The sequence below is a fragment of the Acinetobacter lactucae genome, from assembly GCF_001605885.1.
GTDB classification, from domain to species: Bacteria; Pseudomonadota; Gammaproteobacteria; order Pseudomonadales; family Moraxellaceae; genus Acinetobacter; species Acinetobacter lactucae.
Genome location: NZ_LRPE01000016.1, coordinates 37,768 through 59,085, shown reverse-complemented (window position 1 = coordinate 59,085; position 21,318 = coordinate 37,768). Strand labels below are relative to the sequence as shown.

Below are 21,318 nucleotides of genomic sequence, written 5' to 3'. Positions count from 1 at the left end.
AATGATGATGAGTAAAAAAATTTTATTACCTTTTGCATTATCCGCATTGGCAATTGTATTAAATGGTTGCGGCGGTGGTGGCTCAACAATTAATGAAGATCCTACACAAGGTGGAGGTGAGATTCCGACCACTAATTTGGATTGTAAAGCAACGGATGAGACATGTCTGAATTTTGAATTAAATTATCCAATAGCAGGATTGAATTTCGACTGTAGTTTATCTCCAAATCAGCGGTATATTACTAAATTGGTTGGTAACTCGGTTGGCGGTGCTTGTAGTATCAGCAGCAGTAAATCAGATGAAACAATTACGCTTTATCTACAAGGTACTAATACTCGCAAGATTGCGTTAGGTACTTTAAAACTTGACACATTAGGAAAATATGGGACAACACATTTAACAGTTTTGGATATGGCTACCGCATTAACAGGCCAACCTCCTGCTTCAATGAGTAACGCTGATCCAACTATTAAAGTGGCTATGGCTTTAGTTAAGTTATTCCAAAGTATTGGTGTTGAACGTGGCGATAATGTGGTGGGTGATTTACAACCAACACAATTTACTCAAGATAAGAAAAATCTTTTAACGAGTTTGACACAAGATATAACCGCAACGGAATGGAAGAATGGACAATATGTAACTCTTCTAAAACCTTGGTTAGATGTAAGCAAAGTATCTGATGCACAAGCTTATGCACTCGTAGTTCAAGTAACGAATTTGGCAAACGCTGCATTATTTCAGGCAACTGAAGCAACTTATGCGGGATTTGCAGACCCTGTAAGTTCACCATTACCACTCGGTTTTTATGGCTGTAATCAGGCATTAGCAGATTGCTTTAATAAATCTACTACTAATTTACGTCATATGATGGCTAACCTGTTCATGCTGACTGACCGTGAAGGTTATGCAATGGGTTACGGTTTACAATGGCGAGGGGATGCTACTTTTTACAAAGATAAGGAGGGAAATGTGACTGGTGTTGCTCCACCGGTTTTATTGTTTACCAAGGCGAAACCAGTACAAATGGTCATTACTGCACAACAGAATGGTTGGCTTAACCCAATTTCAAAAGATATTCAGTCGACTCAGCCATTACGCTTGAGCGTTGATAGCAATGCGAATAATGATTTACAAATCTATCAAGGCAAGCTTCTCAACGATTATGCGGTTGCGGGTAGTGAAGGTTTTTACAAGCAATTAACTCGTTCGACAGCCGGAAATATTCAGCATTATGGTCTATGGCGACAAACGGTAGGCACAGAAAATTATAAGGGTTCACTTGATATCATTAAAGTCAATCCAATTAGTTATCTTGGAAAAGAAATTTTTAAAACAGCAGCTAACGTGAGTTCTGGTCAACGTTATGTTTTCCCATTATATGCAACTTTAACATTCAGATTTGATACTACAGGGATAGCTCCAATCGATTTAGGTATTGTTGTTAATGAAAAAGGAGATATTCGTACGGATATTAAACCAAATGCAACTGCAACAGATATGTCTGGTCAATGTGCAACAGTAGCGGACAATAGCTTAATTGATAGTAATGGAGTACAACAATATAGACTTGGTACTACTGGAGGAACGCAGTCATCTGATAATGATAGCTCTATTCCTGTTCGTATGATTTTATCGAATCCACAGCTAGGTAACCTTAATGGGATTTTGATGGGACTTAACTCTGTAATAAAACAGGATTCTGATCCAAAGGATAATATAGATGATTCGATTTCAGTGGGTGGTGCTAAGATTAACCTCTATAATCTATTAGCAGGTCAAAACAGCAGTAATAGTATTAATTTAAGTGATTATGAGAACAAGCCTGCGCGCTGGGTTAATGCCTATGCTTCCTATCAAGCTGTCTATAATAATATTAAAGATATTAGCCCAACAGATGCTGAAAAAGCTTTGGCCGAACGTAGGAAGGGGACAGTGTCAATTAAATTAGCGAATCAATCTATTCCAGCTTGTAATGCAATTAAGACTAAACCTTAAATAAAAGATAAATAAAAAAAGACCGCGAAAGCGGTCTTTTTTTATTGTTTAACTGATTAACCTGTATGGTCTAAACGAGTCCCTAAAGTTTCCAGATGGGTTGGGAAAACTTGCTTCTTACGATCTTCAAAATAATGTCTTAATGTATGTTCGACACTAGGGAAGGCCAGTTCACCCCATGGAATTTCATGTTCTTCAAACAGACGACTTTCAATGCTTTCTTCACCTGCACCAAAAATGCCATCTTTCAGCTGTGCTTTGAAAAGAACATAAATTTGGCCAATACGAGGAATATTGTACATACAATAAAGTTGTTCTATTTCTATCTCGGCTTCTGCTTCTTCACGAGTTTCGCGTGCTGCACCTTGCTCCATCGTTTCGAACAATTCCATATATCCAGCGGGTAGTGTCCACAAACCATAACGAGGTTCAATTGCTCGACGACAGAGTAATACTTTGTTTTCCCATAACGCTAAGGCACCGCAGATTACTTTGGGGTTTTCATAATGAATATTGCCACAATGAGTACAAACACGGCGTACTTTATGATCACCTAAAGGAATTTTTTGTTCGGTTTTATGCCCACACGCTACACAGAAACTCATAATTATCATCGAGTATAGAGATGCCTCAGCATAACTGAATTTTCAGACTTACGCATCAACTCTATTCCCTAACTTTGATTTTCAGATATGATGCAAAGAGAGACAGAATAATAGGTGAAAGGTATGGAAGAGCACTTGCTAACACAAAAGTTACAGCAAAGATTGCGCTTTTCCACCCGCATACAAGAAGCACAAGCTGCAGTACTTATCGCAATTACGAATGAGAATGATCCTAAGGTACTGCTTACACGCCGTTCAATACATATGAACAACCATGCGGGGGAAGTCTCTTTTCCTGGGGGAAAGCGTGATCCTAGTGATACCAGTAATATTGTTGTAGCGTTAAGAGAAGCTCAAGAAGAGACAGCTTTAAACCCGTTTGATGTGCAGTTGTTAGGTGATTTGCCGATGCAACGTGCAAGAAGTGGCTTGTCTGTAAAACCGATTGTTGGGCTTATTCCTCCTGAGGTCACGTTAATACCTCAGCCTACTGAAATTGATCGAATTTTCTTTGTTCCGTTACAGCAACTTATTGAGACGCGACCGACACCCTATGAAGTTCGATATGCTCATCAGTCTTTATATTTTCCAAGCCTACAGATTGATAATGAAATTATCTGGGGTTTAACTGCTCGTATGTTAGTTGCGCTGTTTAAATATGGATTAGGTTATCAAAAAGATTGGCCCTTTTTACTTAACTCACCAACCTTTGGAATGCCAAAGTTTTCTCATAAAAAATAAAGATCAGGATTGATAAATTATGATGTATAGCTATCAAGGTCAGCACCCAAAAGCCTTACATGAGCCATGGGATGGCTGGGTTGCTCCAACTGCAACGCTTATTGGGCAGGTAGAACTAGGCCGTCAGGTCAGTATTTGGTTTGGTGCGGTAGTGCGTGCTGATAACTGTGTAGTTCGAATTGGTGATTTTTCTAATATTCAAGAAAATTCTGTATTACATACCGATGCTGGACTTGAGCTAAATATTGGTGAATACGTCACGGTCGGTCATAAAGTCATGCTGCATGGTTGTACGATTGGTGATAATAGTTTGATTGGTATGAACGCCGTAATTTTAAATCGGGCTGTGATTGGTAAAAATTGTATTATCGGTGCTAATGCTTTAATTCCTGAAGGGAAGGTGATTCCAGATAATTCAGTGGTGATGGGTTCACCTGGCAAAATTGTCAAAACTTTAGATGACGATGGTGCCGCAAAAATACGTTTGAGTGCATTGCATTATGCTGAACACTTTAAAAACTATACGGATTTAAAAGAATTCCACTTTTAAAATTTGAGTAAGATATGTTCTATGCCAAGCACAAGCTTGGCATTTTTATTTAGAGAGAGAACAACTCGCCTATCAGAGCCGAGTGGGGTATCATAACCCTCGTTTTTAATCTGATTTAATACTAAGGTTGTGCATGAAATTGCTGGCGTTGGAAACTGCAAATGAGCAGTGTTCTATTTCATTAGTCGATGAAACCCAAGAACTGTTTTTTCAACTCGATACGCGGGCGAAAGCACAAACCCAGACCATTTTGCCCATGATTGAGCAGGGGCTACAACAAACAGGTCTTGAAGTTGCTGGTTTAGATGCAATTGCCTTTAGCCGTGGGCCAGGTTCTTTTAGTGGTGTTCGCATTAATGCTGCTGTTGCTCAGGCATTGGCATGGTCACAAGATTTACCAGTCATTCCAGTTTCTACTTTACAAGCTTTAGCTCAAGCGGCATACCGACTTGAAGGTTTGGAACAAGTGACTGCAGTTCTCGATGCTCGTATGAACGAAGTTTACATTGCAAGTTATGTTCTAAATGAACAAGGTATCATGCAGTGTATTGATGAAGAAAAATTAATGGGCTATGAGTCAGCGGCTGTTTACGCAAAGCATTGCTTAATTGGTTCTGGCGCAAAACTACTTCAAGCTGATGCAGAGCATCAAACAATCACTGCAACTGCACAAGACATTGCTTCGATTGCACGTGTTTATGCAGCGCAAAAGCAGTGGGTTGATGCTGAACATGCTTTGCCAGTTTATTTACGTGATGATGCATGGAAAAAAATAGCGGATCAGGGTAAAGCAAAGTAAAGGCAGTACTCATGCATATATATTTTGAAGAAGATTTTCAAGAACAAGCACAGCACTACCAAGCTGTGCTTTGTTCTAGAGGTATGACTGTCGATTTACAGCCAATCGAAAAGCTGAATGCACGGTTTTTACGCTTCAATCCTGAAATTGCCCTTTGTGTAGATGAAAATGGACTTTGGTTATCTGCTAATGGCATGAAAATGCAGCCTGACTGGAAAGCTGAAATTCCACGTTTAAAACGTGCAAGTCTTAAATCGGAAATGATTGCCCGTGCTTGTCAGTTAGGTGAAAAGCCGGTACTGGTTGATGCTACAGCGGGTTTAGGCCATGACAGCTTACTTATGGCTTACCTTGGCGCACAAATACAATTGGTTGAACGCCATCCAATTTTATTTACCTTACTTGAAGATGCAAAAGCACAAGCTGAACAAGATAGCTTTTTAAGCCAGTTTATGGATCGGATTCAACTGATCTTTGCTGATTCTGCAACTTATTTACAACAGTTACAGCAGGAAGCCCAAACGGTTGATGTGGTGTATTTAGATCCGATGTTTCCGCAGCGTGATCAAAACCATCAAGCAATCAAAAAACAAGCTCAAGTCAAAAAACAGATGCAGCTTTTACATCTTCTTTTACCCGAAGATGGTGAAATGGATTTAGGGGATAATTTGCTGGTTTTGGCGCAGAAAGTTGCTAAACGTGTAGTCGTTAAACGGCCACGTCATGCTATTTTTTTGGCAAATCAAGAGCCAGCTCATCAATGGCAAGGAGATGCTTGTCGTTTTGATGCGTATTTTCAGTAGGCTTATGTAAGGTTAGGTTTTATTGCTTGAATAATGCACAAATATATGTGATATAGTTCAAAAGCATGATTGCTAAAATTCTTAGCAGGCATACACTTAAGATGCCTGTCAAAAACGAAATTTTTGAAAACCTTCTATGATTGATCTTAAACCCTCCATTAACTTTTGGCATGATTTTAAAAGCAACCAAATTGCCGGAATGTGGCTGTTTTTGGGGTCAAGACGTTCTTTACAGATTGTGCATCCATCTATCCTTCAGCTGATTGTTTGGGGAATTTTAGGAGGGTGTACCAACTCTCTTTATAGCTGGCTTGTAGCAGGTCAAATCGGTGATTTCAATTCACAAGGTTTAATTGGTTATGCACTCTGGCCATTCATTGCTTTAATTGTCGGTATTTTCTTATCACAGCGAACCAATCAACCTCGCTTAATGCTAGTACCTGCTTTATTATGGTTGGTTCTAGATACGAATATCTTATTAATTCAATGTTTGATTCAATATTTAGGTTCTAATGGTTATCTCAACTTTATTCCTGATGCTATTTATAACGGAATTTTACCGAGCTTATTTGTAGCTTTGTTTGTATGGCAAAGTTTAGCGGTAATTTGGGTTTTCTCACGTGAGCTCAAGTGGCCTTGGTGGGAACGTGCACTGGTTATGGTTGCGACTATTGCAACGATGGTGGTTTGGCAACTTTCTGTAAAAGACCAACCGATTTGGAAGGTCGAAGAGTCTGCTCCAACGTTTGCTGAAGATGCTTTTTATGCGCAAAGTAAACTATTAAATGATTCTTTAGAGCAAGTTCAATATGGTGAGCTCGCCAAAAGCCATTGGTATTTTTTAGGTGTTGCTGGCGATAGTTATCAAGATGTTTTTAAATCGGAAGTGGTCCGTATTAAAGAACAGTTTGATACACGTTTTGGAACAATTGGACGCTCAATGATGCTGGTCAATAATCCAGACACCCGCACAGAAATTCCAATTGCCTCTAAAACCAGTATCGAATTAGCCCTACGCCGTATGGGGCAGCAAATGAACCGTGATAGTGATGTCTTATTTCTATATATGACTTCACACGGTGAACAAAATCACTTTGAAATTGAAAATGCACCATTAGATTTAGGGCAAGTAGACCCTAAATGGTTGCGAGAAACACTTGATAAATCTGGTATTCGCTGGCGTGTGATTGTTATCTCAGCCTGTTATTCAGGAAGCTTTATTCCTGCTTTACAGTCTCCTGATACTTTAATTATTACCGCATCAGCCGCTGATAAAACTTCTTTTGGGTGTAATAACGAAGCTGACTATACCTATTTTGGACGAGCTTTCTTTGATTTGGCTATGCGAGAGCAATCGTCGATGAAAGATTCGTTTAACACAGCTAAGCAAACAGTCACCAAATGGGAAGTGGCTCAAGGTGTTGAATCTTCAGAGCCTCAGTGGATGATCGGTAAAAATATGGAACTTATGCTACCTCAGTTGGAAAAGTATCTATTTCCTCAACAAAATACGGGTAGTGTAGATATTGCTCAAACAAAAACAGAGGCTAAAAACGATGCAACTCCTGCAAAAAAACCGCTGCTTTGAGGGCGAGCAGCGTATATACCAATTTGAATCTTCTTATTTAAAAGGACCAGCTAAGTTTGGTGTTTATTTACCACCAGCAGCTTTAGAAGGTAAAGCTTGCTCAACTTTGTTTTACTTAGCTGGGTTAACGTGTACTGAAGAAACTTTTGCCATAAAAGCGCATGCACAGCATATGGCAGCACAACTGAGCCTCGTACTGATTACACCTGATACTTCTCCTCGTGGAGAACAAGTCGCAGCAGGGGATCATTGGGATATTGGGCAAGGTGCGAGCTTTTATATTAATGCAATACAAACACCTTGGTCTGAGCATTATCAAATGGAAAGTTATTTAATTGATGAGTTATATCCACTCATTTTAAACAGCTTTCCTGTAAACGCTCAACAAGTCGGTATCTTTGGGCACTCAATGGGTGGCCACGGCGCATTAACTTTAGCGTTTAAATATCCAGAAAAATTTAAGTCGGTATCTGCTTTTGCTCCAATTTGTGCACCAACTGAATGTGCATGGGGCGACAAAGCCTTTAGCAATTATTTAGGTATAGACCGCGAAAGCTGGCTAGCTCATGATGCCACAGCGTTGGTCTCAAAAAATGGAGCAGTATTTGATGAAATTTTGGTTGATCAGGGCTTAGATGACCAATTTTATGAACAACTTCACCCTGAAAAATTTAAGCAAGCATGTTTAAAAGCAGGACAACCTTTAACTTTAAGACAACATGCTGGCTATGATCATGGCTATTACTTTATTCAAACCTTTATGGATGAGCATTTACAGTTTCATGCAATCCAGTTAGAAAAGGTTGGTGACTAATTAGTGTTGCCACTCCACCTGAAATTCTTGTTGAGCCATACGGTTTAGATGATCAAGTACCACTTTTTCTAAGTGGTCGTGGTTATCTAATTCGCTATCAATAGCAACATTTAACTGCTCTGTTTCTGGTGCAAGTGTAATCGTTGCTGTAGGCATTAAGATTTTAAAATCTTGTTCATTTTCTTGTACTTCGAATTTGTGTTTCCAATGATTAACCAGACGTTTTGCAATGCGTTTTCCATCGTTTGTTAATAGATGAGTTGTGCTTTTCATTATCAATCCTCACATTGGTTTAATGTACCTTAACAAATTCGTTTCGCCGTTAGCATTCTATTGTTGCAACGTTACGTTGCAAGTTTGAAATGTTGTCATTTAAGCAAGGAAGGGCGGACCAAGTAGGTTCTTTTTTGTTATAATTTTTAGTCTCTCCTTAAACTTCTAGCCAGGTCATCCACCTATGTCCAAGCCTTATTTGATTGCTCCTTCTATTTTATCTGCCGATTTTGCTCGTTTAGGCGAAGATGTAGACAAAGTGTTAGCCGCAGGTGCAGATGTAGTGCATTTTGACGTGATGGATAACCACTATGTTCCAAATTTAACTTTTGGTGCAGGTGTATGTAAGGCTTTAAAAAATTATGGCATTACAGCTCCTGTTGATGTGCATCTAATGGTATCTCCAGTTGATCGTATTATTGGCGATTTCCTAGAAGCAGGCGCAGATATTATTACGTTCCACCCAGAAGCATCTCATCACATTGACCGTTCATTACAGCTTATCAAATCTGGTGGTGCTAAAGCAGGGTTAGTTTTTAACCCGGCAACGCCATTGCATTATCTAGATTATGTACTTGATAAAGTTGATCAAATTTTAATAATGAGTGTAAACCCTGGTTTTGGTGGACAAAAGTTCATTCCAATGACTTTAGAAAAATTACGTGAAGCTCGTAAAATTATCGATGCAAGTGGTCGTGATATTCGTTTAGAAGTTGATGGTGGTGTTGGTCCTGCAAATATCCGTGAAATTGCAGAAGCTGGTGCAGATATGTTTGTTGCTGGTTCAGCTATTTTTGGTCAACCCGATTATAAAGTTGTGATTGATCAAATGCGTGCAGAGCTTGCGAAAGTAGGCAGTGTAGACGCTTAAAAAGTATGTTGAACTGAGAATAAACTTGTGGATAACTTTGTTTATAACTGTATGGATAACTGTGTTGATAACCGTATGGATAAGTTGTTGGTAAAATAAACAAAATTAGATCAACCGTTTATTTGCTAGACAAAAACGATGAAAAAAGAACGTTTTGGCGTTCTTTTTTTATGCGTGCTGTATATTTTATTATCTGGTTTTTTATTAAGCTTTACTAAAAAATAACCTGTGTAAAAAACGATATGGCTCTGTGTAAAACTTTTTGTGCCTCTATACGTATAAAACTGTAAAAGTGTCATGAAAAATAAAGCTAAATTTGGTTTAATAAGTTTTTAGTAAGAGACCTCGATAATTAATGACAGTAAAAATTTTAGCGGTAGATATGGATGGGACTTTTCTTAATTCCAAAAAGCAGTACAACAAAGCACGTTTTTTAAAACAATACGAACAACTAAAACAAAATAATATTCATTTTGTGGTAGCCAGTGGTAATCAACTTGCAAAACTTGTTACCTATTTTCCAGAAATTAATCATGAGATTGCATTTATTGCAGAAAATGGCGCACATGTTGTAGATGCTGGGCAAGAATTAGCTTTTGCTCATTTAAGTCAGCAACAATACGTTGAGATTTTAAAAGCGATTGACCCCGTGTATACCTCAACAATGGTGATCTGTGGAAAACAAAGTGCTTACGTGCATAGCAGTATGAACGCAGAGGATTATGCCAAAGTTGCGAGATATTTTGAAAAGCTGACAGTTGTAGATGACTTTTATGCCCTAGATGACTTAGTGTGCAAAATTACTTTTACGGCTCAGGAAAATGAGAGCTTTGCAATTTTTGAGCATTTTCAGAAGCAAAGTTTTGTAGCAGATAAAGTTTTGGTACCTGTTTCAAGTGGTTTTAATTTTATCGATTTGATTCTTCCAGACCAACATAAAGCCCATGGTTTAAAGCTATTACTACAAAAATGGCAGGTTGAACCTGATCAGGTAGTCGCAATTGGTGATAACAATAATGATATTCAGATGATTAAAGCTGTGGGGTATGGGTTTGCAGTTGAAAATGCAGTAGATGCTTTAAAAGCTGTAGCTCCTTATGCAACTGTAAGTAATGAACAAGAAGGTGCATTAAAGGTGATAGATTTAGTACTCCAGCGTCAAACACCATTTTCTTAATCACTTAAAAACAAACAGTTAAGAATGAAAATTGTATCTGTTTTAAAACTTGGTTATGCTAATGGAATTAAGATTATTCATCGGCTCTAGGCTATAAACCACAATGGCTCTACAACACTTACGCAAGTATGCTTGGTTTGTGTTCCTAATGACTTTGGTCATTGGGTGGAGTGGTGTGTCTATTGCTCAGACGCCTATGCAGCATGATCTTCATACTATGCCGTGTCATAGTGACAAAACTTCGCATAAGAATATGCATGTTCAAACAGATGATCAGACTGCATGTCATCAAAATATGACACAGTCTCTTCATTCGCATGGTGAACATTGTCAGGACTGTAACCCAGTCCATTGTCAAATTGTGAATTTGGCATTACAGCAAGCTGTACCAGATATTGACTCGCAATTCATTCCTATTTCCTCTCAATTTAGCAGTATTTATCAGGCTCAGCATTTAGCCGGATACTGGCAAGAGATTTTACGCCCACCTAAAGCTTAATCCTTTCTTACTTATTTTTTTAGTTCAAAGGATTACAGCAATGTCTCATAAAACAATTAGCAGCCTTGTCGCTGTATTTGGTCTATTGGTTTCACCATGGACGCTCGCAGCAATTAAGGAATATCACCTTAATATTAATGAACAACAGGTCAATATTACGGGTCAGTCGCTCAAACGAATTACCGTAAATGGCAAGTTTACAGCACCACTCCTTGAGTTTGAGGAGGGAGATGAGGCTGTGATTCATGTTCATAATCAATTAAAGAATCAAGACACTTCTTTACACTGGCATGGTTTGTTATTGCCAGGATTAATGGATGGTGTACCGGGTTTTAATAATTTCAAAGGAATCGCGCCAAACGGAGATTTTGTTTACCGTTTTAAGGTGAAACAAAACGGCACATATTGGTATCACGCCCATAGTAAAGGCCAAGAGCAAGATGGTTTATATGGTCCACTTGTGATTTATCCAAAAGGCAAGATACCTGTTGCTGCTCATGAAAAAACGGACCGTGATTACGTAGTGATGCTTTCAGATTTTCATAACTCTTCTAGCGATAGTATTATGAAGAATTTGAAGAAATCTCCTGAATATTATCAAATCCGCCGTGAAACTGTATCTGATGTCTGGAAGCAAGTTAAAGCACAAGGCTTAAAAGCAACTTGGCAAGATCGTTCGATGTGGAATCAGATGCGGATGTTAAAAACTGATATGTCTGATGTGACGGGCTACACCTTCTTAGTCAACGGTAAGACACCGCAGCAAAACTGGACAGGTGATTTTAAGGCGGGAGATAAAGTCCGACTACGTTTCATTAACGCTTCTGCCATGTCATTTTTTGATGTCAGAATTCCAAACTTAAAAATGACAGTTGTAAGTGCAGACGGACAGCCAGTTAAACCTGTGGCAATTGATGAGTTTCGTATTGGTACAGCCGAAACTTACGATGTGATTGTAGAGCCTAAACAGCCAAATTATCAGATTGAAGCAGAGTCTATTGACCGAAGTGGTTTCGCTATCGGTAGTTTGCACAATGAAAATACGCAAGCTGTAGGGTCAGTTCAAATACCGCAGCCACGTCCACGTTCTTTGTTAACCATGGATGATATGGGCATGAGTCATGGCAATGGGGCGAGTGATGAACATACTGGCCATCAAATGAACATGCAATACGACATGTCGGCTATGCCTGAAATGAAAAAAGAAGAGAGCCAGACTAATCATGATCATACGATGATGAACATGAGCCATGACATGAAAAATATGTCATCTGAAAAACATGATCATTCTATGATGCAAATGAAGCATGACATGTCAGCAATGCCTGAGATGAAGCATGATATGCAGGCAATGCCATCGAGTAAGCATGACCACGCTATGATGAATATGAAGAATGAGATGCCTGCGCAATTTGAGAATAAGGCTAAAAAGGATGAGCCCGTTTATGGCTGGGCAAATGCTTCGACACCAGAGGGTATGAAAGCACTGCAATATAGTGATTTGCAATCTTTAACACCTCAGCCAGACACACGTGCACCAGAACGAGAGCTTGTTATTCGTTTAGGTGGCAACATGGAGCGTTATATCTGGACCATTAATGGCAAGAAATTTAGCGAAGCTGAGCCATTGCAAGTTAAGTATGGTGAACGTATTCGCTTGAAGTTCGTGAATGACAGCATGATGGCTCACCCAATGCATTTACATGGCATGTTTATGCAATTAGAAAATGGCCAACAAGCTGAAAACTTACCAAATAAACATACCGTTATTGTTCCACCAGGAAAGACAGTTACTGCGTTATTGACAGCCGATGCTTTAGGAGAGTGGGCGATTCATTGCCATCTGCTTTATCACATGAGTGCTGGAATGATGAATAAATTAATTGTGGCTCAAGTGAATGATGGAGCAGTAGATCCATCTCAAGCACCTCTTCAATCTGAAGATGAGAAAGGAGCTAGTCATGCGCATCACTAAGTTATTTTCTCAAATGATATGTTGCGGTATTTTCTCTGGTGTATCGGTTCTTGCTTTGGCACAAGAACCCTTAACGCATGATCATTTACGTGAACATGGTGGACAAGTTTATCAAGCAACAAAAATTGATACTGGCTGGACCCAAAGTGAAGAAGGAGAAGGTAGTTTTTCTTCTGAATTAGAAACTTGGGTGGGAACGGATGAAAATAAATTGTTCATTAAAGCCAATGTTGATAAAGCCGAGTCCGAAGATGCTAATTATGGTGGTTCAGTACTTTATAGTCGGAATGTAGCCGATTATTGGGATGTACAGGCTGGAGTAAACTACGAGCGTTTACAGCGAGCAGACAACAAGCAAGATCGCTGGGCTGGTGTAGTAGGTTTACATGGCATGGCACCTTACTTTTTTGAAACAGATGCTTATCTTTATGCAGGTGAAGATCAGCTATGGAAGCTAAGTTTAGAAACGGAAAGAGATTTACTCTTTACCCAAAAGTTAATTGGTAAACCTTATTTAAAAGCAGATGTTATTTTGCAAGATGAATCTCGCTATGCCAGTAAAACAGGTTTATCAAGTTTACAAGCTGGTTTTCAAACCCGTTATGAAATCAACAAAAAGGTGATGCCATTTGTTGATGTCGGTTACGGCTATGAAAAAGGTTTAAAACAAACTGCTTGGCAAACTGGAACCGACTCTGAACATGGTTGGTATTATGGAGCAGGGTTAACACTTAAGTTCTAATTGCCGAACAAAAATTAAGCTTAATGACATGCCATTGGTTTATACTAATGGCATTGTTTTTTGTGTCAGTTATGGTGCACAGATGGCTTTAGAAAAACAACAGAATCAAATACATTTAAGTAAAACTAGTTCTAGCTGCGGGTGCTCAAGCGCACCGTCACAGGAGTATTCCACTCCTAGTGAACCTGTGACTAAAAAGAGTCAATGGGTAAGTTATTATCATATTCCTCGTATGGATTGTGCAGCCGAAGAGCAAATGGTGAGGATGGCTTTGGCCTCTTACGCTGATGATATCCAAGAGCTTCATTTTGACTTGCCAGCACGACATTTGGCGATTTATCACAGTGTTCAAGCTGAAATGATTACTCAAAGTCTACAGCGTTTAGGACTAGGGGCCGAACTACAACAAACACAGCCACATTATGAACCCGTTGAAAAACCAAAAAAGGTACGAGCCAGTTCTTCAAATGCAGCACAAAAGCAAGTTTTACAATGGTTGTTGCTGATTAATGGCGTCATGTTTGTCATTGAGTTGATGGCAGGCATTATTGCTTCATCGACAGGTTTAATTGCTGACTCACTTGATATGTTTGCCGATGCTGCAATTTATGGCATTGCTTTATTTGTGGTAGGTAAAAATCTAAATGCACAATTAAAGGCTGCGCATCTTTCTGGATGGTTTCAGTTCGCTTTAGCCATGGTTGTGTTAGTTGATGTACTGCGCCGTTTTATTTACGGCAGTGAACCTGTTTCAATTCTCATGATTTTAATTGGCGGATTAGCTCTTGCGGCCAACATTAGTTGTCTTTATTTAATGAGAGACCATAAGGAGAGCGGGGCACATATGAAGGCGAGTTATATCTTTTCTGCAAATGATGTCATCGTAAACTTGGGTGTGATTGTCGCGGGAATATTGGTTGCCATGACAGGCTCTCGTTATCCCGATTTGATTATTGGATTGATTATTGTTTTATTTGTTTTAAATGGTGCACGAAAAATTTTACAGTTAAAAAATGAATAAGATTCTCTAAGACAGGTTTACTTCGAGTAGGGTTTGCCTTCATTTTTTATTTTAAAGTAAACTGAGTTCTTACATAAAGGAGGAACGACCTCCCCCATAATGGGTCATCATGTCGGGACGACCTGACGCTATAAAAATTAGTGAATGTTATGGCTTGGGCTATTTTAATTTTAGCAGGTGTATTCGAAATCATTTGGGCATATTCTATGAAAATGTCCGAAGGTTTTACCCGTTTAACCCCTAGTATTATTACCGTAGTTTTTATGATTTTGAGTGTAATTCTACTTTCAATTTCCATGAAAACGTTACCCCTTGGCACTGCCTATACGGTTTGGACAGGAATTGGCGCAATTGGGTCATTTCTAGTCGGTATTTTCTTTCTTCATGAGCCTGTTGGCGCTATGAGAATGATTGCCGCTGTATTAATTGTGTCAGGTTTAGTTTTAATGAAAATTTCATCGCCGTCCTAAGAGAATAAACTATGTTGCTGTCTTATAAGTATATCAATTCGCCTGTTGGGCAATTAAAGCTAGTTGCGAATGAAAATGCTTTGGTGGCAGTACTTTGGGACAATGAAAATCCAAAACGTGTTCGGCTGGCCGAGCTGGTCGAACAACTTGAACATCCCGTTTTATTAAAGACCGAACAACAATTAGAAGAATATTTTGAAGGTAAACGCCGTGAGTTTACATTGCCACTAGATTTCGAAGGAACCACATTTCAAAAGCTGGTCTGGTCTGCTTTACTGACCATCCCTTATGGTGAAACAAGAAGTTATAAAGATATTGCCGTTCAGATCGGAAATGAAAAAGCAGTGCGAGCAGTGGGTGCTGCAAATGGCAAAAACCCGATTTCAATTATTGCACCTTGTCACCGAGTCATTGGTGCGGGTGGTGCTTTAGTGGGTTTTGCTGGCGGGCTTGATAAGAAAGATATTTTATTAAAACTAGAGCAACAATGAACCGTTTTTGCGCTCGATTTTTTTAGACTTTTCTACTAAGCTGTCAACTATGATATTTCATAAGGTCGGTGCTTTGCTGCATTGCTTTTTTTGAAATATTGTTCTTATTCAACAAACTTTGGATGTTCTAAAAATGGCTGTCGGTGACGTAACAATGCCACAAATGCATGTGGTAAAAGGTGTAAAAATTGGCTCAACAGAAGCATATGTACGTTACCAAAACCGACGAGATTTAGTCATTTTTGAGTTTGCAGAAGGTTCAAATGTTGCTGGTGTATTTACTCAAAATGCATTTTGTGCAGCGCCTGTTCATGTTTCTAAAGCCCATCTTGCCGAAGGTAATCCTCGTTATTTAGTGATTAATACGGGTAATGCCAATGCGGGAACTGGACCTACGGGTTTGAAAAACGCTCAGGATACTTGCGCGAAGTTAGCGGAGCTTACTGGAGTAAACAGTTTTGAAGTTCTTCCATTTTCTACGGGTGTGATTGGTGAGCAGCTTCCAATGGAGCGTTTACTTGCTGGATTGCAGCCGGCGTTAAATACTTTGCAAGACATGGCTTGGAATGATGCTGCATCTGGCATTATGACGACAGACACAGTGCCTAAAGGCGCATCGGAACAATTTGAGCTTGATGGCATTACTTATACCATGACAGGTATTAGTAAAGGCGCTGGAATGATTCGCCCGAACATGGCAACCATGTTGAGCTTTGTGGCAACAGACGCACCTATTCGCCGTGATTTAGTACAAAAGCTATTAAAGACCACCGTTGAGCATTCATTTAACCGTATTACGATTGATGGTGATACCTCAACAAATGACTCTTGTATTTTCGTAGCAACAGGACAGGCAGGCGGGGCTGAAATTACATCGGACAGCGATGTACGCTACACTAAAGTGTTAGAAATACTTGCTCGTGTAATGAATCGTTTAGCACAGTTAATTGTCCGTGATGGTGAAGGTGCGACGAAATTTATTACTGTTGCTGTAGAAGGCGGCGCGAATACTCAAGAATGTTGTGACATTGCTTATAGCATTGCGCATTCCCCACTTGTTAAAACTGCACTTTTTGCGTCGGACCCGAACTGGGGACGTATTTTAGCTGCGATTGGCTATGCAGGAGTTAAAGACTTAGATGTGTCTAAAATTCAAGTATGGTTAGATGACGTACAAATCTGTAAAGACGGCGGCGCAGCTGAGGACTATACCGAAGAGGCGGGCGCGCGTGTTATGGCTCAAACCGAAATTACCATTCGTGTTGATTTAGGGCGTGGTCAGGCCAAAGACACGGTATATACCTGTGACTTATCTTACGACTATGTCAAAATTAATGCTGATTACCGTTCTTAAATATCAGTTATAATCAAGCCTCGACAAAGAGGCTTTTTTATTAGCCCCATCTTTTGATATTAAATGATTCAATCCATAAATCATTTAAGCAGTAACGTTATATGCGAGCAGGTATGCCAGCATGAAGGATAGAGAAGACGTTTTATGAGTGATGCGACTTTAATTGCCAACGATGCAAAAAACATTGTACAAGCGCATTTAGACCGTTTAGGTGAGCCAAAAGACAATCGCTTAAGTGAAGAAGCAAAACAACAAAAGTTTGCACAGATCGAAGCAGAGCTCAAAAAACGTGATGCTGTCCTTGTTGCTCATTACTATTGCGACCCTGAAGTACAGGAGCTTGCCGAAAAAACAGGTGGATGCGTTTCTGACTCTTTAGAAATGGCCCGTTTCGGACGAGATCATGCTGCCTCAACACTAGTAGTTGCGGGTGTAAAATTTATGGGAGAAACAGCTAAAATTCTGTCTCCTGAAAAAACAATTTTAATGCCGACACTTGAAGCAACCTGTTCACTCGACTTGGGCTGTCCAGTTGACGAGTTCACAGCATTTTGTGATCAGCACCCAGACCACACCGTAGTTGTTTATGCCAATACATCGGCTGCTGTTAAGGCACGTGCAGATTGGGTGGTAACTTCAAGCTGTGCTGTAGAAATTGTTGAGCATCTAGATAGCTTAGGCGAAAAAATTATTTGGGCACCAGATCAGCACTTAGGTCGCTATATTCAAAAGAAAACTGGTGCAGATATGTTGCTTTGGGATGGCGCATGTATTGTGCATGAAGAATTCCGTGCACGTGGCATTGCCAACATGAAAGCACTATACCCAGACGCTGCGGTATTAGTACATCCGGAGTCACCAGAGTCGGTGGTAGAAATTGCAGATGCGGTAGGTAGTACTTCTCAGCTGATTAAAGCTGCACAGACTCTGCCAAATGAAAGACTCATTGTGGCAACAGACCGCGGTATTTTCTACAAAATGCAGCAAGCGGTGCCTAATAAGATTTTAGTTGAGGCACCCACAGCGGGTGAGGGAGCAACTTGTCGTTCATGTGCTCACTGTCCGTGGATGGCAATGAATGAACTCGACGGAATTTTAGAAGTTTTACAAAAAGGTGATCAGGAAATACACGTTGATCCAGCGCTTGCTGAACGTGCCAAAATGCCTTTAGATCGAATGTTAGCCTTTAGCGCATCGTTAAAACGTTAAAAAACCTCAAAATGCTTGTTAAATATACATTTGATAAGGATTTTTAACTTTTTTTGAGAATAGGTGTTGACGTCTGAGGGCGTCGCGCCTAGAATGCACACCGTACCGCACGATGTGCGATACAGCAAAAGCTGAGATAGATCGGAGCATAGCACAGCCTGGTAGTGCACCTGGTTTGGGACCAGGGGGTCGTAGGTTCGAATCCTACTGCTCCGACCACTTAAAATAATATTTTAAGATCGGCGAAGTATCGCATGATAAGTATCATCGGTTAAGCGCCTGTAGCTCAGTTGGATAGAGCATCCGCCTTCTAAGCGGATGGTCACAGGTTCGAATCCTGTCAGGCGCGCCATTCGGTAGCTTGGTACATAGAACTTATTTGATGGTGGATGTAGCTCAGTTGGTAGAGCCCTGGATTGTGATTCCAGTTGTCGCGGGTTCGAATCCCGTCATTCACCCCAATTTCGGAGCATAGCACAGCCTGGTAGTGCACCTGGTTTGGGACCAGGGGGTCGTAGGTTCGAATCCTACTGCTCCGACCATATTTAAAAGCGTTCAAGCTTTCTAAAATATCCCAAATATTAAAATCATTTCTTCTAGTCTTACAGATAGAAGGAATTTTTTTGTTTTCTAGTTTGAAATTTTAATTCATACATACTCCAATCTTTGAACTTCTTTATATAAGCTCTGTTCTCTGTTCTCTGTTCTCTGTTCTCTGTTCTCTGTTCTCTGTTCTCTGTTCTCTGTTCTCTGTTCTCTGTTCTCTGTTATTGATATTTCTGCCTTAACTCATCTTTTTCTTGTTCTGATAAAAATGCGACCTTTAGTCCATTTTCTTGAGCTGTATAAATTTGCTCAGGACTTAAACCTGCTAATGGGGCAACAGTTAAATATTCATGCTGTATTTCAATGCCTTCTACCGCAGGGTCATCTGTATTAATAGTGGCAAGCACACCATGTTCTAAAAATGTCTTTAATGGGTGCTCTGCTAAAGAAGGCACTGTGTTAGTTTGAATATTTGAGGTGAGACAAGATTCAATACCAATCTGGTGTTTTGCCAAATAATCTAAAAGTTTTAAATCCTGAACTGCTTTAACACCATGTCCAATTCGTTCAGCACCTAATTCTTCAATGGCTTGCCAAATACTTTCTGGGCCAGCCGCCTCGCCTGCATGTACCGTAATGTGCCAACCTGCATCGCGTGCTTTTTTAAAGTGATCAATAAATAAATTGCCCGGAAAACCAAGCTCATCTCCAGCGAGATCCAATGCTTTAATATCATTTTTATAGGCAAGTAGGGCATTTAATTCTTTTTCGCAGGCTTCTTGGCCAAAAGTACGACTCATAATGCCAATTAAATTCGCTTTTACCCCGTAAGCTTGACTGCCTTCTTTCACACCAGCAATAACTGCTTCAACAACACCTTCAAGGGGAAGTTGATGTGTCATTCCCATATAACCCGGTGAAAAACGCAGCTCTACATAGTCTAGGCCTTGTTGTGCTGCATCTTGCATGTTTTCAAAAGAAATACGTTTGCAGGCGTCTAAACTCGCTAATACTTTTACACCCCAATCGAGCTTTGATAAGAAACTTAATAAGTCAGGTTGGTTATCCATCACTTGTACGTGTGGTCGTAACGTTTCAATGTCGTAGGCAGGTAAATCTAAATGGTATTGTTGCCCCAGATCTAAAATAGTTTGAATGCGAATGTTGCCATCAAGATGACGGTGTATATCTGTAAGTGGAAGCGTTTTTGTAATCATAAATCTCTTCTTATCTGTTTGTATTAATTCATCATGCCTGTTTAAGACTGCTGATAAAAGTTTGGTTTTGCTATGTTTTTGTGAAAAGCTTTGAGTTGAGTTTTTTGAACTTACTATATTTGTATAAGTTTTAATTTTGATGACATTGTTCTGGCCTAAGAAGACAACGCAGTCTGTGTAAGATACAAGCACCAAGATTTTTATTGTTTTTAATTTCGCTGAGCCTGTTTTTGTTGACTCTTCAAGAGTGGATTGGCTGAAGAATGGTCATTGGTATTTTGCCTTTTACTTGTAAAGATGAATAAAGGCTTGCTAAAGACCAAACTGATAAAGCGATTAATTTATCTGTAGAAATCTATTTCTGGCAAGTAAATGAAAAAGAAGAAATAGGAAGCACTCAAATGAAGTCGGTACTTTGTCATCAAGCAACATTGCAAGTCGTGGACCAACCGAACTTAACGCCTGCAAAAGGGCAGGTTTTATTGGAAGTGGTGCGATGCGGGATCTGTGGTTCAGATTTACATATGCAGCACCACTGCGACCACATGCATGATTTGGCTGCACGTGTCGGGTTTCATGGTTTAGCCAAGTCTACAGATCCGTTTGTATTGGGACATGAGTTTTGCGGCAAGGTTTTAGAATATGGCCCAAAAACACGCCACAAATTTAAAGCCGATACACTCGTTTGTGCAATGCCGCTTTTAAATGTAGATCAGCATGGTTACTTATCTACAGGGCTTTCTCCAAATGCATCTGGTGGTTATGCCGAGCAAGTACTGGCTCAGTCGAGCTTGATGTTTGAAGTACCCAACGGCTTAGATGCAGATAGTGCTGCCATGACTGAACCTATGGCGGTTGCATTGCATGCCGTTCGCCGTAGCCGTGTGAAAACTGGTGAACCTGCGATTGTGATTGGCTGTGGTCCTGTTGGGCTAGGTGTCATATTAATGCTTAAAGCAGCTGGGGTTAAAACTGTAGTTGCCAGCGACTTTTCACCAAACCGACGTAAGCTTGCTGAGCAATGCGGTGCCGATATTGTGGTAGATCCTAAAGCGACATCGCCATTTGCCAACTGGAAAGAGTTTGGTTTGCTTGGCAATGTTTCTGATGCCATTAACATGGGCATGGGGCTGTTTGATAAGTTGCAAGCAACACGCTTACCTTGGTGGCATGGATGGCGCATGATTGATAAGTTAGGTGCTCTGCCAAAACGTCCTGTTATTTTTGAGTGTGTGGGCGTACCAGGTGTTTTGCAGCAAATTATTGAAGGTGCACCTTTATTTTCCCGAATTGTCGGGGTGGGTGTGTGCATGCAAAGTGACAAAATCGAACCCGCACTTGCGATTAATAAAGAGTTAGAAATTCAGTTTGTGTTGGGTTATACACCGCTTGAGTTTAGAGATGCGCTGCATATGATTGCAGAAGGTAAAGTGAACTGCTCACCGCTCATTACTGGTGTTGTCGGCTTAGAAGGTGTTACCAATGCATTTGAAGCATTACGTGACCCTGAGCAGCATGCCAAAATCTTGATTGACCCGAAACGTAGTGGTTCAGATATTCAATTGATGAGTCATTAA

Annotated in this window: 21 protein-coding genes and 4 tRNA genes; 22 read left to right on the top strand and 3 right to left on the bottom strand. The window is 40.0% G+C overall.

Features of this window, described 5'->3' with window-relative positions:
• Position 1: 1 nt before the first annotated feature.
• Positions 2-1,996, top strand: coding sequence for a putative pilus system protein FilF (filF, locus tag AWW73_RS08770; RefSeq protein ID WP_081409558.1), 1,995 nt, complete (start codon positions 2-4; stop codon positions 1,994-1,996).
• A gap of 56 nt (positions 1,997-2,052) precedes the next feature.
• Here filF and AWW73_RS08765 read toward each other — a convergent pair whose 3' ends face one another.
• Positions 2,053-2,601, bottom strand: coding sequence for an NUDIX hydrolase (locus AWW73_RS08765; RefSeq protein ID WP_057104773.1), 549 nt, complete (start codon positions 2,599-2,601; stop codon positions 2,053-2,055).
• A 114-nt stretch (positions 2,602-2,715) separates the two neighbouring features.
• Between AWW73_RS08765 and AWW73_RS08760 the strand changes: the two genes are divergently transcribed.
• The 6 genes from AWW73_RS08760 to fghA all read left to right on the top strand — a co-directional run bounded on the left by AWW73_RS08760 (position 2,716) and on the right by fghA (position 7,896).
• Positions 2,716-3,342 (top strand): CoA pyrophosphatase, encoded by a 627-nt coding sequence (locus tag AWW73_RS08760; protein WP_079284346.1) that lies wholly within the window; start codon positions 2,716-2,718, stop codon positions 3,340-3,342.
• A 22-nt stretch (positions 3,343-3,364) separates the two neighbouring features.
• Positions 3,365-3,892 carry a gamma carbonic anhydrase family protein gene (locus tag AWW73_RS08755; RefSeq protein ID WP_081176045.1) on the top strand — a complete coding sequence of 176 codons (528 nt, stop codon included), beginning with the start codon at positions 3,365-3,367 and terminating at the stop codon, positions 3,890-3,892.
• A 133-nt stretch (positions 3,893-4,025) separates the two neighbouring features.
• Complete coding sequence (gene tsaB / locus AWW73_RS08750) at positions 4,026-4,691, top strand: tRNA (adenosine(37)-N6)-threonylcarbamoyltransferase complex dimerization subunit type 1 TsaB (RefSeq protein ID WP_062849428.1); 666 nt, start codon at positions 4,026-4,028, stop codon at positions 4,689-4,691.
• An 11-nt stretch (positions 4,692-4,702) separates the two neighbouring features.
• Positions 4,703-5,494: a class I SAM-dependent methyltransferase gene (locus AWW73_RS08745; protein WP_062849427.1), complete on the top strand. Its 792-nt coding sequence runs from the start codon at positions 4,703-4,705 to the stop codon at positions 5,492-5,494.
• A 136-nt stretch (positions 5,495-5,630) separates the two neighbouring features.
• The gene (locus AWW73_RS08740; RefSeq protein WP_062849426.1) at positions 5,631-7,082 is read left to right on the top strand and encodes a C13 family peptidase; all 1,452 of its coding nucleotides are present in this window, start codon (positions 5,631-5,633) and stop codon (positions 7,080-7,082) included.
• Positions 7,051-7,896, top strand: a complete 846-nt coding sequence (fghA, locus tag AWW73_RS08735) for an S-formylglutathione hydrolase (protein WP_062849425.1) — start codon at positions 7,051-7,053, stop codon at positions 7,894-7,896. Before AWW73_RS08740 ends, fghA begins: the two co-directional genes overlap by 32 nt.
• On the opposite strand, the gene AWW73_RS08730 is transcribed toward fghA, so the two are convergent.
• Complete coding sequence (locus AWW73_RS08730; protein ID WP_062849424.1) at positions 7,897-8,169, bottom strand: DUF2218 domain-containing protein; 273 nt, start codon at positions 8,167-8,169, stop codon at positions 7,897-7,899. It lies immediately after the preceding gene.
• 184 nt (positions 8,170-8,353) lie between these two features.
• Here AWW73_RS08730 and rpe point away from each other — a divergent pair, with 184 nt between their 5' ends.
• From rpe to AWW73_RS08660, 14 genes are all read left to right on the top strand, one after another.
• Complete coding sequence (rpe, locus tag AWW73_RS08725; RefSeq protein WP_004794447.1) at positions 8,354-9,040, top strand: ribulose-phosphate 3-epimerase; 687 nt, start codon at positions 8,354-8,356, stop codon at positions 9,038-9,040.
• Positions 9,041-9,395: 355 nt separating this feature from the next.
• On the top strand, positions 9,396-10,217 hold the full coding sequence (locus AWW73_RS08720) for a Cof-type HAD-IIB family hydrolase (protein WP_062849423.1): 822 nt from the start codon (positions 9,396-9,398) through the stop codon (positions 10,215-10,217).
• Positions 10,218-10,320: 103 nt separating this feature from the next.
• Positions 10,321-10,716, top strand: coding sequence for a hypothetical protein (locus AWW73_RS08715; RefSeq protein WP_062849422.1), 396 nt, complete (start codon positions 10,321-10,323; stop codon positions 10,714-10,716).
• A gap of 40 nt (positions 10,717-10,756) precedes the next feature.
• Positions 10,757-12,691: a copper resistance system multicopper oxidase gene (locus AWW73_RS08710; RefSeq protein ID WP_062849421.1), complete on the top strand. Its 1,935-nt coding sequence runs from the start codon at positions 10,757-10,759 to the stop codon at positions 12,689-12,691.
• Positions 12,678-13,433, top strand: a complete 756-nt coding sequence (locus AWW73_RS08705; protein WP_062849420.1) for a copper resistance protein B — start codon at positions 12,678-12,680, stop codon at positions 13,431-13,433. Before AWW73_RS08710 ends, AWW73_RS08705 begins: the two co-directional genes overlap by 14 nt.
• A gap of 28 nt (positions 13,434-13,461) precedes the next feature.
• Positions 13,462-14,454, top strand: coding sequence for a cation efflux transmembrane domain-containing protein (locus AWW73_RS08700; protein WP_062849419.1), 993 nt, complete (start codon positions 13,462-13,464; stop codon positions 14,452-14,454).
• Positions 14,455-14,603: 149 nt separating this feature from the next.
• Positions 14,604-14,924 carry a DMT family transporter gene (locus AWW73_RS08695; RefSeq protein ID WP_033848158.1) on the top strand — a complete coding sequence of 107 codons (321 nt, stop codon included), beginning with the start codon at positions 14,604-14,606 and terminating at the stop codon, positions 14,922-14,924.
• A gap of 11 nt (positions 14,925-14,935) precedes the next feature.
• Positions 14,936-15,415 (top strand): methylated-DNA--[protein]-cysteine S-methyltransferase, encoded by a 480-nt coding sequence (locus AWW73_RS08690; protein ID WP_057104786.1) that lies wholly within the window; start codon positions 14,936-14,938, stop codon positions 15,413-15,415.
• Between the two features lie 133 nt (positions 15,416-15,548).
• Positions 15,549-16,769 carry a bifunctional glutamate N-acetyltransferase/amino-acid acetyltransferase ArgJ gene (gene argJ / locus AWW73_RS08685; RefSeq protein WP_062849418.1) on the top strand — a complete coding sequence of 407 codons (1,221 nt, stop codon included), beginning with the start codon at positions 15,549-15,551 and terminating at the stop codon, positions 16,767-16,769.
• A 144-nt stretch (positions 16,770-16,913) separates the two neighbouring features.
• Complete coding sequence (gene nadA / locus AWW73_RS08680) at positions 16,914-17,978, top strand: quinolinate synthase NadA (RefSeq protein ID WP_002115913.1); 1,065 nt, start codon at positions 16,914-16,916, stop codon at positions 17,976-17,978.
• Between the two features lie 142 nt (positions 17,979-18,120).
• Positions 18,121-18,197 (top strand) — tRNA-Pro (locus AWW73_RS08675).
• A 56-nt stretch (positions 18,198-18,253) separates the two neighbouring features.
• Positions 18,254-18,330 (top strand) — tRNA-Arg (locus tag AWW73_RS08670).
• Positions 18,331-18,363: 33 nt separating this feature from the next.
• A tRNA-His gene (locus tag AWW73_RS08665) sits at positions 18,364-18,439 on the top strand.
• A 4-nt stretch (positions 18,440-18,443) separates the two neighbouring features.
• Positions 18,444-18,520: transfer RNA gene (locus AWW73_RS08660), tRNA-Pro, on the top strand.
• Between the two features lie 225 nt (positions 18,521-18,745).
• Here AWW73_RS08660 and add read toward each other — a convergent pair.
• A complete protein-coding gene (gene add, locus AWW73_RS08655) occupies positions 18,746-19,741 on the bottom strand; it encodes an adenosine deaminase (protein WP_062849417.1) in 996 nt (331 codons plus the stop codon).
• A gap of 401 nt (positions 19,742-20,142) precedes the next feature.
• Between add and AWW73_RS08650 the strand changes: the two genes are divergently transcribed.
• Entirely contained in the window at positions 20,143-21,318 is a 1,176-nt protein-coding gene (locus tag AWW73_RS08650; protein WP_062849416.1) for a zinc-binding dehydrogenase, read from the top strand.